Raw genomic sequence first — 15370 nt, 5'->3', positions numbered from 1 at the left:
GTTTGGAATCCATGATCCGATTGGTTTGTACACGTATGTTACTGTTGAACCGTCTTTTCCAATCTTACCTTTTGCTTCTCCTTCAACACGAACAAGTAGGTGTCCTGGAACAACTTTTCCAGTTGTTGTATACTCATCTCCTACTTTTCCTTCTGTTGTTTCTGAAGGGATTAAGTCTTTGCCTTTTTCATCTACATATTTAACTACCAAGTTTGCTTTGTTTGCTACGTAGTTAATTACTGTATCTTGACTTGGATCTGTTGGGATGTTTGGTACTACATATCCTTTTGATGGATCTTTCGGATCAACTGGTTTAAGTGGGTTGCCATCTTTATCTTCTGGAGTGAATCCTGGAACGTATGGTAACACTTCTGTTGGTTGNCCTGGTTTTGTTGGATCTGCTGGATCATTTGGATACTTGATTGGAGTTGTTGGTTGTCCTGGAATATTTGGAATCCATGAACCGATTGGTTTGTAGGTTACTACTTCTGTAGCATCTTTTGAATCCGCAGTTACTTTTGTAGTTGGTACACTTGCTTTGTCAGCTAAGTATCCTTTAACTACTGGTGATTTAACTTCAGCTAAGTCTTGAGCTGGAGTCCAATCTCCGTAAGTCACTTCACCTGTTACTAAGTTGACCTTAGCTTCACGTGTAAATTTAGCTTCTTGTGTTACTGTTTTTGGTGTTCCATCTTCATTTAATACTGGAGTTCCATCTTCGTACACATAAGTGATTGTACGTGTAACAGTTTTGTTTAGATCTTTTTCTTCCAAGCCAGCTGGGTATTTAGGTCCATCTGGGTTATTTGGATCTACTGGAGTTCCTGGTGTTTTTGGTTGATCTGGTGTTACTGTAACTTCTTTAGCTTTAAGTGTTACTTTGAACTCTTGATCTGTATCTTTATCTTTATCGAACTTACCACCTTCTGGGTATGTATTAGATACTAATTCATATCCTTTGTTTTCAAGTTCTTTGATTTTCGCTTTTACATCAGCCTCTTTTGTAAGTGGTGTATCTGAGTCACCTTCTTCAGTAATAGCATCAACACCTGGAATTGGGTTTCCTTTTTCATCTACGAAAGTTGTTTTAGCTTTTTGAGTATCTTTTACGTAGTTAATCGGCGTACTTTGAGTTGGATCGTTTGGAATATCTGGAATGACATATCCTTTAGTTGGATCTTGTGGATCTACTGGTTTAAGTGGTTGTCCATTTCCATCTTTTGGAGTCATACCTGGTACGTATGGTAATACCGGTTTATCAGTTCCTGGTTTTGTTGGATCATCTGGATTATTCGGATATTTGATTGGGTTTGTTGGTTGTCCCGGGATATTTGGTACCCATGATCCTAGTGGTTTGTATGTTACTACTTCTTTAATATCTTCAGAATCACCTGTTACATTTACCACCGCAACACTTGCTTTGTCAGCTAAGTATCCTTTAACTACTGGTGATTTAACTTCAGCTAAGTCTTGTGCTGGTGTCCAGTCTCCGTAAGTCACTTCACCTGTTACCAAGTTAACCTTAGCTTCTCGAGTGAATTTAGCTTCTTGTGTTACTGTTTTCGGAGTTCCATCTTCATTTAACACTGGAGTTCCATCTTCGTACACATAAGTGATTGTACGTGTTACTGTTTTGTTTAGATCTTTTTCTTCCAAGCCAGCTGGGTATTTAGGTCCGTCTGGGTTGTTTGGATCTACTGGAGTTCCTGGTGTTTTTGGTTGATCTGGTGTTACTGTAACTTCTTTTTGTTTAAGTGTTACTTTGAACTCTTGATCTGTATCTTTATCCGTATCGAACTTACCACCTTCTGGGTATGTATTAGATACTAATTCATATCCTTTGTTTTCAAGTTCTTTGATCTTAGCTTTAACATCAGCTTCTTTTGTTAATGGAGTTTCTGATCCACCTTGTTCAGTAATTTCAGCTACCCCTGGAATTGCATTTCCTTTTTCATCTACAAATGTTGTTTTCGCTTTTTGAATTGCTGTATATTTAACAACATATTCGTAATCTTCATCTGTAGCTGTTGTTGCTTGTACTGGTACTTTTTCAACACTTGCGATGTAACCTTCTTTTTGTGGTACTGCAAGTTCTGGAAGATCAGTACTTTGACCATTAGTTCCTTTCCAGTTAATATAAACTGGTTTGTCTTCAGAGTTAATTACCGCTTTACCTTGTGCAGTTAACTTGATTGAACCTGTGTAACTTACAGTTTGTTTTTGTGATGGGAATACATCAGTACCCGCTAAGCCTGCAACATTGTCAGCGTATACAAATTTAATTGTACGGTTTACTTCTTCTACTTTTGTTTTCTTAACATAATCATACTCTGCTGGGGTAACAAATGCAGATCCATTTATACCTTTAGCTTTTAATTCTTCTTCAGAATATAAATCTCTTGCTCTTGTCTTCGTAACACTTAGTGTTCCTTTTACGTTTTCAGGAGGAAGATCTGCAAGAATGTATTCTTCTCCATTAACTTCTTTAACTAAGTCTACGTGATCATTACTTACATCATATTTGTTTCCAAGTACATTAGTGTAATCTTTTGAACCATCTTCACTTAAAGGAATATTCCCCGTATATCTTGTTGGTTCAAAACCTATAACTTCACCTGTCACTAAATCTTTGAATGTTCTAACAACAGCACCTGTTGGTGGCTCACCTTGAACTTTACCATCACCTTTAACACTCCAACCGTTTGGCACTGTAGTTATAACATCTTCTTTCTCACCGTTAATAGATTCTCCACCTGATACAGTAAGAGTTGCTGCAGTTTTATCGTTTCCTACATAACCTTGTTTAATTAATCCATTTTCATAAGTAATATTAGAATATTCACTTGTTAGAGTTTTGTCTTTTATTACTTTTTCAATACCTAAAGATTGAAGAGGCATAGAGACTATAGAATCTTCTTGAATAGTTCCTTCTGTAACAGTAAGTTCTAATTCCGTTGGTGAAATTAATCTAGGTGTTAATGTAAAACCAGTATCTCGACCATCTTGTAAAATCCATACATTGTTTTCATTAGCTCTAGCATTAGACCAACGGTTTTGCGGGCGATATGTAATACTATCTCCTTTATTAGGGTTAATAGTAGACGCTGTATTTAATCCATTTACAAAGTTAGAACTTCCTTCAAGTTCTTTGAATTCAGTAAAATCTGCATTAGGAAGTTTGATTGTAAATTTAGATCCTACTCCATAACGAACATCTGAATCAGTTTTTAATACGATTGAATCACTTCTACCTATTTGCTCATTGTTAAGGTATGTCAATCCATTGTTTTCACTTAGTGATGCACTAGTACCTTGTTTTTGATAGCTAGGTTGTTGACCTTTTCTTGTATAAGTATGTTCCAGAACTGTACGCCCATCAATTTTAATAGTCGCTGTATACGGAGTGTCTTTTGAAATTTGTGGAGCTAAATATCCATCACCCGATAAATTACTCGCTCCAAACGACACATTCGGATAGTCTTTTACTTTATCGTTCCACTCGATGTTGTAAGTATATGTTCCAGTTTCGTTAGCTACCGCTGGTTGCTCAGCAACACGTTGGTCATAAGTCATACCACGTTGTGTACGTTGTGCCCAATATGGTACAGATTTATTATTGTTGTTTCCTGTAGTTGTTTTAAAGTCGATAGATTTAACTTTACCAACTACTGTTCCATCAGTCGCTCTGATTTCCGTATTATTTGCCAAACCAGCACCTAACTCAGCTAAGTTAGTAAGTTCAATTTTTGTAATAGAACCTGCTTTAAGAGTTGATGTACTAATAGTAGTATCAAATCCCCATCCTGTAGGAGCCGTATTATCTGCATTCATATCAACATAAGCGTTTGTTACAGCTTTAACTGTTTCTCCATCTTTAAAAACATCTTTACCTGTAATTTTTGATGCAGTAGCAGCTAATACCGATTCTACTTTACCTGCATGGCCAGCACGTTTCATTTCCGTATAAACTGCTTCAATGGCAGCAGAAAGACGATTCACTTGAGCTACCATTTGATCTTTAGATGCATCGGATGAAAGCAAATCATTAGACTTCGCTGCTTCAAGTTTCACTGCCTCAATCTTAACCGCAAGTTCTTTTTTAGCCGCTTCATCTTTGACTTCTTTATCTGAGAAGTTTGAGGCTACAGATGCCATAACATCAGCTTCTGAAGTTAATTGAGTAAGAACTGTCTTCACTTCATCTTGTGCTTTTTCTGTTTCGATCTTCGCAGTTTTTTCTTTATCTGTTTCTTTTTTATCAGTTTGATCTTTAGCTGGCTTTTCTTTTTCAGCTTTAACGGTAACTTCTTTTTCTGCTACAGGTTTAGCTTCAGTTTTAGCATCTTCTTTTACTTCAGGTTTTTCATCTGCTTTTACAGCATCAATCTTTAATTCAGGAAGTTCTTCAACAACGGGTGTTGACAAAGTCGAACTCGAAAGATTTTTATCTGAATTTGATTGTTCAGAAGTAGCCGGATTTACTGCTACAGTCTCTTCAGCTTGTACTCCATTAGCACCTAAAACAAGAGCAGTTCCCAATAGAACACTTGCGGCACCAAAACTATACTTACGAATAGAAAAGCGCTGAGCTCTTCTACCATGGTATTTTTCCATTCTTGAATACATGTTTTCTCCTTATTTATATATATGTTAATTTAGAATAAGGTTGAAGTCATCAGTTTTCCCTTCCTCTCCTGCTAAAGAACACCTTCTTTAACGAAACTACAACACAATACTCATTATCCAATTTTACCATATGTTTTTAACATCAGTCAACCAAAATGTTCTATATATTCTCGCTTTTTGTATAATATTTTTGTACCCAAAATACAAAAAGAAGGAATTACCCTTCTTTTTATTATAATAACTTTTTTATTTACGGTTTAATACGGTGCAACATACGTGGGAATGGAATGGCTTCACGGATATGTTTTGTTCCTGCTGCGAAGGTTACCATACGCTCGATACCGATACCAAATCCACCGTGTGGGACTGTACCGTATTTACGAAGGTCAAGGTAGAATTCGTACTCTGTACGATCCATACCAAGTTCATCCATTTTAGCGACAAGGGCATCATAGTCTTCCTCACGCATAGACCCACCGATGATTTCTCCATAGCCTTCTGGAGCAAGCAAGTCTGCACAAAGCACACGCTCTGGATTTCCAGGAACTGGTTTCATGTAGAAAGCTTTGATGGCTGCTGGATAGTTCATGACAAATGTTGGCACACCAAAGTGGTTTGAAATCCAAGTTTCATGTGGTGAACCAAAGTCATCTCCATGCTCAAGATGCTCGTAATCAGCATCTTCATCATTCTCATGCTCTTGCAAGAGGTCAATGGCTTGATCGTAAGTGATACGTTTGAAGGGCTCTGCAATGTAGCGTTTCAAGAGTTCTGTATCACGTTCCAAGGTTTCCAAGGCTTGAGGCGCGCGGTCAAGAACACCTTGAAGAAGAGCTTTTACATAAGCTTCTTGCAAGTCAAGTGACTCGTCGTGTGTCAAGTATGAGTACTCTGCGTCCATCATCCAGAACTCAGTCAAGTGACGGCGCGTTTTTGATTTTTCAGCACGGAATACGGGACCAAAGTCAAATACACGACCAAGGGCCATAGCACCTGCTTCCAAGTAAAGCTGACCTGATTGGCTCAAGTAGGCTGGCGTTCCGAAGTAGTCTGTTTCAAAGAGTTCAGTTGAATCTTCTGCCGCATTTCCTGAAAGGATTGGGCTATCAAATTTCATGAAGCCGTTCTTGTCAAAGAACTCATAAGTTGCATAGATGATAGCGTTACGGATTTGCATCACAGCTACTTGCTTACGAGAACGGAGCCACAAGTGACGGTTATCCATCAAGAAGTCTGTTCCGTGTTCTTTTGGTGTGATTGGGTAGTCTTGAGATTCACCGATTACTTCGATGTCTGTAATATCCAACTCATAGCCAAACTTAGAACGTTCGTCTTCTTTGACAATACCTGTCACATAAACAGACGTTTCTTGGCTCAAGCGTTTGATGACATCAAACTTCTCAAGTCCCACTTCTTCACCAAATTTTTCTAAAAAGTTTGGTTTAAAGGCCACACCTTGGAAGAAGGCTGTCCCGTCACGCAATTGCAAGAAGGCGATTTTCCCTTTTCCTGATTTGTTGGCAACCCAAGCGCCAATCGTCACTTCTTGACCAACATAGTCTTTTACATCGATAATCGTTACACGTTTTGTCATTATTTTTCCTTTTCTTTTATTTTTCCATAAATGCTTTCAAGCGGTTAACTGCTTCTTTAAGCGTGTCTAGGTCTGTCGCATAGCTGAGGCGCACATTTTCTGGCGCTCCAAATCCAGCTCCTGTTACCAAGGCTACTTCAGCTTCTTCTAGGATAGCAGTTGTAAAGTCTGTCACATCCGTATAGCCTTTCATCTCCATTGCCTTTTTGACATTTGGGAAGAGGTAGAAGGCTCCTTGCGGTTTGACCACTTCAAATCCTGGCACCTCAGCAAGAAGGGGATAGATGGCATTGAGACGTTCCTCAAAAGCCTGACGCATGCTTTCCACCGTATCTTGCTCGCCTGATAGAGCCTCAACTGCTGCATACTGGGCTACTGCTGACGGATTCGAAGTTGTTTGACCTGCAATCTTGGACATGGCAGCGATAATGTCTACTTCTCCAACGGCATAGCCAATACGCCAGCCAGTCATGGCATAGGTTTTAGACACACCATTGATAACCACTGTTTGCTTGCGAATCGCTTCTGATAGACTAGAAATAGGTGTGAACTCATGGCCATTATAGACCAAGCGACCATAGATATCGTCTGCTAGGATGAGAATATCCTTTTCTACAGCCCAGTTTCCGATTGCTAAGAGTTCCTCACGGGTGTAAATCATACCTGTCGGATTAGATGGTGAATTCAGCACCAAAACCTTGGTCTTGTCTGTGCGAGCTGCTTCTAACTGCTCTACAGTCACCTTAAAGTGATTGTCTTCCTTAGCAGGAACAAAGACTGGCACACCCTCTGCCATCTTGACCTGATCTCCATAGCTGACCCAGTAGGGGGTTGGGATGATAACTTCATCACCTGGATTGACCACAGCCATAAAGAAGGTATAGAGAGAATATTTGGCTCCAGCAGCTACTGTCACTTGATTTGGCGCTACAGAATAGCCGTAAAAGCGCTCAAAGTAGGTATTGACTGCTGCCTTGAGCTCTGGCAGGCCTGAGGTTACTGTATAAAAAGAAGCACGCCCATCTTGAATCGATGCAATGGCGGCATCTTGGATATTTTTTGGAGTAGTGAAATCTGGCTCACCCAAGGTTAGAGACAAAATATCTCTTCCCTCAGCCTTCTGTGCTTTGGCACGGGCTCCAGCAGCCAAGGTAACACTTTCTTCCATTTCTAAAACACGGTTGGATAGTTTCATAGGCCCTCCTTATTGACCAATGCTCCTGTTTCAAAATCTACTAGATAAAAATCAGAGCCTGACTTGACTTCCCAGATTGGCTTGTCTTGATAACGGCCAAAGGTTATCTTGTCAATCTCGCCAGCTCCTTTTTCCTTAGAAACAGCTTCTGCTTTTTCTTGTGAAATACCCTGATTTAGCTGATAAACGTAAATCTTATGGTCATCTTTTCCGATCAGGACAGCAAGTGCTTCTTGCTGTTTATTACGGCCAAGAACGCTGTAATAAGATTCCAAGCCATTATATAAGTCAACCTGATCAGTCTGCTCTAATCCTGCATACTGCTGAGCTAATTTTTCTCCTTCACTTTTAGCTGTTTGATAGGGTTTCATACTCAGAAACACCAGATACAGAAAGGAAGCACTGATAACCACAAACAAAATCGTCATCCCTAGACCATACTGCCACAGTAGATTATTTTTTGCTTTGTTTTGTCTTTTTTTCACTCGTCTATTTTACCATCTATTGGGCTTTATTACAAGCGAATGCAAGAACAAACCTATATTATTTCTTCCTTCAAAGTAAATCGATTTTTCTTAGTTAAAACCGAGCAAGAAAAGGAAAGACACAAGCAACATAAACGTATCAAAAAACCTGAGCTTAGCACTCAAGTTTTCGTAAGTTCTTTACTTTATAGAATCACTTTATCATCCATTCTTTTAGCCATTTTTCCTAAAAAGATAGTCAGTAGAAGGCTAAACATGACTAAAAAGGATCCTAGATAAAGAAATGTTACTACAAAGCCTAAATTGTCAATCAACCAGCCTGTCAGTGGGAAGAAGACAATCATACTTAGGCTAAACATCATTGAGTAGACACTCAGCATGGTTGCCCTTACTTTACTTGGGAGGCGCTCTTGCAAATCATTATCAAAAATCGGCTGAAAAAGAGCATATAGAGCATTACTCATCAAATAAACCAAAATATAGATTAGAGGTGTTCCAAAGTAGGACAGCAGGTAGGTAACTCCAGTCAGCAGGACGAGAATAGGGAAAATCTTCAAGGCAGCATATTTCTTTCCAATCTTACTCGCTAGATAGACTGCAACGATATTCAAGAGACTTCCAAGTAGCATAACTGCTGAAATTTGCCAACTACTTAAATCTGGTAACTGATTTTGATAGTAAAAATAAAACATGCACATGAGTGTACCAACAATCTGAGACAAAATCATCCAGTTGAAGAGCATGGGATTTCGCTCCAACTCTTCCTTAACAGTCCAAATAATCTGTTTCATGGTCACACTATCAGCTTTTTCTAGCTTGACACTGGGTTCTTTCAGCATCCAAATCAGGAAAAGAACTATGATAGAAGTGGCAATCATGATATAGTAGGTCAGGTGCAATTGACCATGTACAAAAAATCCCGCCAACACTGTCCCCAGAGACCGAGTTCCTTCTGCTACTCCTGACATAAAACTTGAAATAGATAAGTAACGCTTCTTGAGTCCAGCTTCCACAGCTGAATCATAAACCATTGCTGCGCTTGTTCCTGAATCAAAATTATAAGACAAGGCACTTACCGCCATAGCTAGTGCATAAATCCAAAAATTTCCCTGCCCAGCCAACATGAGAATAGAAGACACAATCCCTGCTGTACGACTTAAATAAAGGTTAGTCTTATAGGAATAGCGATCAGCTAACATTCCAGATGGAATTTCACAGAGAAGACTGGTCGCATGAAAGATACTTTCCAGAAGGCCAATCTGCCAAAGAGACATTCCGTTTTGACTGAGAAAGAGAATCCAAAAACTGGTAATCCCTAAAAATGCAAAAAACTCAACCCCGGCCATCAGGCCAATATTCTTCCGATAATTTCTTATTAACATCTTTTCTCCTTTAACAAGTGTATTATTATTTCTTTTGTCCGTCACTTGTTAATCTGTGCCTTACATGATCTCCACCCCTTTTTAGAAGCACTCTTCAATGCCATTATTATTCCTTTAATTATTTATGAAATGATACCGGAAAATAGCCGTTCTGCAGTTTCTATTGCGAGTTTTCTTGTTTATTTTAGCACTTATGTCATTATATTACAAGAGAATATTGGAATACTCCTATAAAATCAAAGAAAACTAAAATCCAAAAAACAGTTCTTACTTTTCCAGTGGCAACTGACTAGAGTTTCAGCAATTTTATAATTTTCAAATAAACTCTGAGCAAATTTCTTGCAAGTCCTTTTGTTTTGTTGTAATATATTTTATAACAACGAGAGACTTCTCGGAAATTTAAGAAAAAGGAGACACATCATGTCTAAAAAAGTATTATTTATCGTCGGATCACTACGTCAAGGTTCTTTCAACCACCAAATGGCTCTCGAAGCTGAGAAAGCACTTGCTGGTAAAGCAGAGGTTAGCTACCTTGATTATTCAACCCTTCCTCTCTTCAGCCAAGATTTGGAAGTTCCAACACATCCAGCTGTAGCTGCTGCTCGTGAAGCAGTTCTCGCTGCGGATGCCATCTGGATTTTCTCTCCAGTCTATAACTTCTCTATCCCTGGTACGGTGAAAAACTTGCTTGACTGGCTATCTCGCGCTCTTGACTTGTCTGATACACGTGGCGCTTCTGCCCTTCAAGACAAGTTTGTCACAGTATCATCTGTAGCCAATGCAGGTCACGATCAACTCTTCGCTATTTACAAAGACCTCTTGCCATTCATCCGTACACAAGTCGTTGGTGACTTTACTGCTGCACGTGTTAACGACTCTGCCTGGGCAGACGGAAAATTGGTTCTTGAAGAAACAGTCCTAAACTCACTTGAGAAACAAGCTCAAGACTTGGTCGTAGCAATTCAATAAAAAATAAAGAATTTTTAAAAGTCTAAATCAATTATCGCCACCTCATAGGGTGGCTTTTTTAGACTCTATCAAGATTCTCAGACAAACATCAGCCATCCAAAAAAACCTTGAGCGTTACCACTCAAGGTTTTTAGCAGTCTTTTCCATCATGGAAAATCGTTCTAAGAATATTCTTTCATTCGAGATCTATCACTTATCATCTTCTTTCGAGAAATTAGTGACTGCTTGTTGCTGATTAATCTTCTTTTCTTCGACCTACATATAGGCTCAATAGAATACCGCTACCTAAAAGAACAGAGATATAATCAGATTGGCTTCCAGTTTCTGGTAATTTGTCCCCATGGTTTTCTTTACCTGTAGTTGGTACTACTGGGTTAGAAGTTAATGGTGTTACCGGTTGAACTGGTACATTTGGATTTGGTTGTGTTGGAACTTCAGGAATGTTTGAAGTTGGTTTGTCATTGACTTCTGGCATACCAGGTACTCCGCCATTAAATTCTGGAATTTCATGAACTGGAGGTGTTGGCATTCCTGGAACTTCTGGATTAGGAAGTTCATTGACTTCTGGCATACCTGGTACTCCACCATTGAATTCTGGCAATTCATTAACCTCTGGCATTCCTGGAACACCACCGTTGAATTCTGGCAATTCATGAACTGGTGGTTCTGGCATTGCAAATGTTGGTCCTTCTGGCATATTAGGTGTTGGAGGAACTGGTTTGTCATTTGATGGTGTTACTGGTTTGTCTTGGCATCCACATTTACCATCTTTGCCGTCGCGACCATCACGTCCATCACGTCCATCTTTACCATCTTTAATAACTGTTTTTGTCACAGTTCCGTCAGAATTGATGATTGTGATTGTATGACTACCATCACCATTATCTTCAACAGAAACTTTTGGTGATTTACCATCTTTTCCGTCTTTAATCACCATTTCTGTCTTGCTTCCATCTGGGTTAGTAATTGTAACAACGTGAGTTCCGTCGTTATTATTTTTAACAGTTACAGTTGGTGAAACGCCATCTTTACCGTCTTTACCATCTTTGATAATAGATTTGTATTGACGACCATCAGAATCTATGATTGTTAATGTGTGAGTTCCGTCTCCGTTATCAACGATGTTCGCTTTTGGTGATTTACCATCAAAGATTGTAGTTGTAGTTTCTTTACCATCAGCTCCTGTCACTTTAATAGTGTGTGAACCGTTGTTGTTATCAATCACTTCAAGTTTTGGTTCTTTACCATCACGAACTGTAGTTGTTGTAGTTGTACCGTCTGAGTTCACAACTGTGATAGTGTGAGTTCCATCTCCGTTATCCACAACCTTAGCAGTTGGTGATTTACCGTCACGAACTGTGGTTTCAGAAACAGTACCATTACCGTTTTCTACACGAATTGTGTAAGTACCATCATGGTTGTCTTTAACAGTTGCTACTGGTGATTTACCATCTTTAATGATTGTTTCAGTAGTTGTTCCATCTCCATTTAGAACTGAGATCTTATGAGTTCCATTTTGTTCGTCAGTAATAGTAACTTTTGGTGATTTACCATCACGAACTGTGGTTTCAGTTGTCACACCTTCTGGATTTGTAATAACGATTGTATGACTTCCGTCTCCATTATCACGAACAGATGCGGTTGGAGTACGTCCGTCAACACCGTCACGACCATTCTTAACAACAAACTCATTCTTCGTTCCGTCTGGGTTAGTGATTGTTACTCTGTGGCTTCCATCTGGGTTTTCTGTTGTTGTTGCTGTTGCAGCTTTACCATCTTTACCATCTTTGATGATAGCATTCGTAACATTGCCATCTCCATCCGTAACTTTAACAGTGTGAGTTCCATCGTTGTTATCAGTCACTTCAACTTTTGGAGTCTTACCATCTTTACCATTCTTAACAACTGTTTCTTTAGTTGTTCCATCTGGATTTGTTATAGTAATTGTGTGGCTTCCATCTGGATTTTCTGTTGTAGTGATATTGGCAGTTTTACCGTCTTTACCATCTTTAACTTTAGTTGTTGATTCAGAACCATCAGGGTTTCTAACAGTAATAGAGTGTGTTCCATCTCCATTGTCCGTTACATTTACAACTGGTGATTTACCGTCTGCTCCATTAGCTCCGTTTTCACCTTTTTCACCTTTTTCACCTTTGTCGCCTTTGTCGCCTTTTTCACCGGCTACTCCTTGAGGTCCACGGATATTACCAATCTTGTTCCAAGAACCATTTTCTTTCTTGTAAACATCACCTGTATTGGCGTCGATATAAGTATCACCGTCTTTACCATCATTAGCAGTTGGGGCAGTAACTCCACTTAGTAATTCAGCACCGTTACGTCCATTTGTACCAGAAGCTCCATCTGTACCATTACGTCCATTTGTACCATTCAAGATATCACTTGTACCAATTAATTCATCCACACCTGGATCGTATTTACCGTTACCATTATTATCATAGTATGCTGTAATACGAGTACCATTTACTGGTTGTGAATCTGTTGCATCTGTAGTTGTTGGTTGTACTGTTTCTGATGACTCAGTTGCTCTTCTATCTTCATCTGGTAATGCTCTTCTATTTCTTGCACTTCTTGATGTTCCAGAAGGTTGTGAATTAGAAGTTGATCCAGCACCTCTTCTAACTGCTTCCACCAATGCATTTAAGTCAATAGTTGGTGTACGGCCATCTCTACCATTCTTACCATCTTTTACAGTAAAGGTTACTGGATCTTTTCCTGGTGTTGTAATGGTTACAAGAGTGCTTTGACCATCTTGACCACGTTGAGTTGTGATTGTAGGAGTTTGACCATCTTGACCGGTTGCACCAGTTTCTCCCTTAGCACCATCTTGAACAAAGACTGTTGTTGGTTGTGAACCATCATGGTTATCCACCGTGATTTCTACACCTTTATGACCTTCTTCATCCTTACGAACAGCTGTTACTGTTGGAGAGACACCGTCCACTCCATCTTTAATAACTGCAAGAGGTTTTTCAGGGTTCAATGGTTGACCTGGATGTGCTGGATCTTCTTGGTAAACTTTAGTTTCTTTACCATCTTTGACAGTAAGCAATGATTTACCATCACGTCCGTCCGCACCTTTAGCACCATCTTTAATCATTTCAGAACCTAGAAGTTCATCAGTTCCTGGAGTGTACTTACCATCATTGTTTTCATCAGTATAGAATGTCACAATTGTATGAGATGGATTTCCGTTTTGTCCTTCAACACGAAGCAAATCAACTTTTGGAGTTTTACCGTTCAAACCATTTTCACCGTTCTTAACATTTACTGTAACTGGATCTTTACCTGGAACAGTGAATGTAATGTCGGTACTATGACCATCTTTACCTGGAGTTACAGTTACTTCTGGAGTCTTACCATCTTCTCCACGTTCACCTTTGTCACCCTTAGGTCCCTTGATGTTGCCTTCTTTTTCCCATGTGCCGTTATTCTTAACGAAGACGTCACCTGTTTCTGTGTTAACGTATTTATCGCCGTCTTTACCTTCTGTAGTTGGGTTGACTTTGCCGTTCAATACGTCTTTTCCGTCGCGTCCATCACGGCCGTCACGTCCTGCAGGTCCTTGTGCTCCATCACGTCCGTCGCGTCCCGCTGGTCCTGATACACCTTCACGTCCGTCGCGTCCTTGAAGACCTTGAGCACCCTGGTCACCCTTAGGTCCCTTGATGTTACCTTCTTTTTCCCATGTGCCGTTATTCTTAACGAAGACATCGCCTGTTTCTGTGTTAACGTATTTATCGCCGTCTTTACCTTCTGTTGTTGGATCAACTTTGCCATTCAATACGTCTTTTCCGTCACGGCCGTCACGCCCTGCTGGTCCTTGCGCTCCATCACGTCCGTCGCGTCCTGGTAAACCTTGAGCTCCATCCGCACCTTTAGGTCCTTGCGCACCTTCTGCACCTTTATCACCCTTAGGTCCCTTGATGTTACCTTCTTTTTCCCATGTGCCGTTATTCTTAACGAAGACATCGCCTGTTTCTGTGTTAACGTATTTATCGCCGTCTTTACCTTCTGTTGTTGGATCAACTTTGCCATTCAATACGTCTTTTCCGTCACGTCCATCACGTCCTGCTGGTCCTTGCGCTCCATTACGTCCATCGCGACCTGGTAAACCTTGAGCTCCATCCGCACCTTTAGGTCCTTGCGCACCTTCTGCACCTTTATCACCCTTAGGTCCCTTGATGTTACCTTCTTTTTCCCATGTGCCGTTATTCTTAACGAAGACATCGCCTGTTTCTGTATTAACGTATTTATCGCCGTCTTTACCTTCTGTTGTCGGATCAACTTTGCCGTTTAAGACGTCTTTTCCGTCGCGGCCATCACGTCCTGCTGGTCCTTGCGCTCCATCACGTCCGTCGCGACCTGCTGGTCCTTGGACCCCTTCACGTCCATCACGACCTTGAAGACCTTGTGCACCTTGGTCACCTTTAGGTCCCTTGATGTTACCTTCTTTTTCCCATGTGCCGTTGTTCTTAACGAAGACGTCACCTGTTTCTGTGTTAACGTATTTATCGCCGTCTTTACCTTCTGTAGTTGGGTTGACTTTGCCGTTCAAGACGTCTTTTCCGTCGCGGCCATCACGTCCTGCTGGTCCTTGCGCTCCATCACGTCCATCGCGACCTGGTAAACCTTGTGCTCCGTCTTGACCACGTTCACCTTGAAGACCTTGTGCACCTTGGTCACCTTTAGGTCCCTTGATGTTACCTTCTTTTTCCCATGTGCCGTTGTTCTTGACGAAGACGTCACCTGTTTCTGTGTTAACGTATTTATCGCCGTCTTTACCTTCTGTAGTTGGGTTGACTTTGCCGTTCAAGACGTCTTTTCCGTCGCGGCCATCACGTCCTGCTGGTCCTTGCGCACCTTCTGCACCTTTATCACCCTTAGGTCCCTTGATGTTACCTTCTTTTTCCCAGTTGCCGTTATTCTTAACGAAAACGTCACCTGTTTCTGTGTTAACGTATTTATCGCCGTCTTTACCTTCTGTTGTTGGATCAACTTTGCCGTTCAATACGTCTTTTCCGTCGCGTCCATCACGACCGTCACGTCCTGCAGGTCCTTGTGCTCCATCACGTCCGTCGCGTCCTGGTAAACCTTGAGA

7 protein-coding genes are annotated in these 15370 nt (G+C 40.5%); 1 reads left to right on the top strand and 6 read right to left on the bottom strand.

Annotation, left to right across the window (positions count from 1 at the left end):
* The 5 genes from D8849_RS10145 to D8849_RS10125 all read right to left on the bottom strand — a co-directional run.
* The coding region (locus D8849_RS10145; protein ID WP_125386994.1) for a mucin-binding protein at nucleotides 1–4626 on the bottom strand (4626 nt) is incomplete at its 3' end.
* Nucleotides 4627–4876: 250 nt separating this feature from the next.
* On the bottom strand, nucleotides 4877–6220 hold the full coding sequence (asnS, locus tag D8849_RS10140; protein WP_020902243.1) for an asparagine--tRNA ligase: 1344 nt from the start codon (nucleotides 6218–6220) through the stop codon (nucleotides 4877–4879).
* 16 nt (nucleotides 6221–6236) lie between these two features.
* Entirely contained in the window at nucleotides 6237–7415 is a 1179-nt protein-coding gene (locus tag D8849_RS10135; RefSeq protein ID WP_125386993.1) for a pyridoxal phosphate-dependent aminotransferase, read from the bottom strand.
* Nucleotides 7412–7900 (bottom strand): cell wall elongation regulator TseB-like domain-containing protein, encoded by a 489-nt coding sequence (locus D8849_RS10130; RefSeq protein ID WP_185756251.1) that lies wholly within the window; start codon nucleotides 7898–7900, stop codon nucleotides 7412–7414. Before D8849_RS10130 ends, D8849_RS10135 begins: the two co-directional genes overlap by 4 nt.
* Nucleotides 7901–8085: 185 nt before the next feature.
* Complete coding sequence (locus D8849_RS10125; protein WP_125386992.1) at nucleotides 8086–9282, bottom strand: MFS transporter; 1197 nt, start codon at nucleotides 9280–9282, stop codon at nucleotides 8086–8088.
* 420 nt (nucleotides 9283–9702) lie between these two features.
* Here D8849_RS10125 and D8849_RS10120 point away from each other — a divergent pair, with 420 nt between their 5' ends.
* Nucleotides 9703–10251, top strand: coding sequence for an NADPH-dependent FMN reductase (locus D8849_RS10120; protein WP_070481740.1), 549 nt, complete (start codon nucleotides 9703–9705; stop codon nucleotides 10249–10251).
* A gap of 235 nt (nucleotides 10252–10486) precedes the next feature.
* Here the strand turns inward: D8849_RS10120 and D8849_RS10110 are convergent.
* Nucleotides 10487–15370, bottom strand: a 4884-nt coding sequence (locus D8849_RS10110; protein WP_125386991.1) for an SIALI-17 repeat-containing surface protein, incomplete at its 5' end; no start/stop codon positions are given.

Source organism: Streptococcus mitis, assembly GCF_003942765.1.
GTDB lineage: Bacteria > Bacillota > Bacilli > Lactobacillales > Streptococcaceae > Streptococcus > Streptococcus mitis_BE.
The sequence above is the reverse complement of the archived record's forward strand: the minus strand, read 5'-3'. Positions and strand labels throughout refer to the sequence as shown.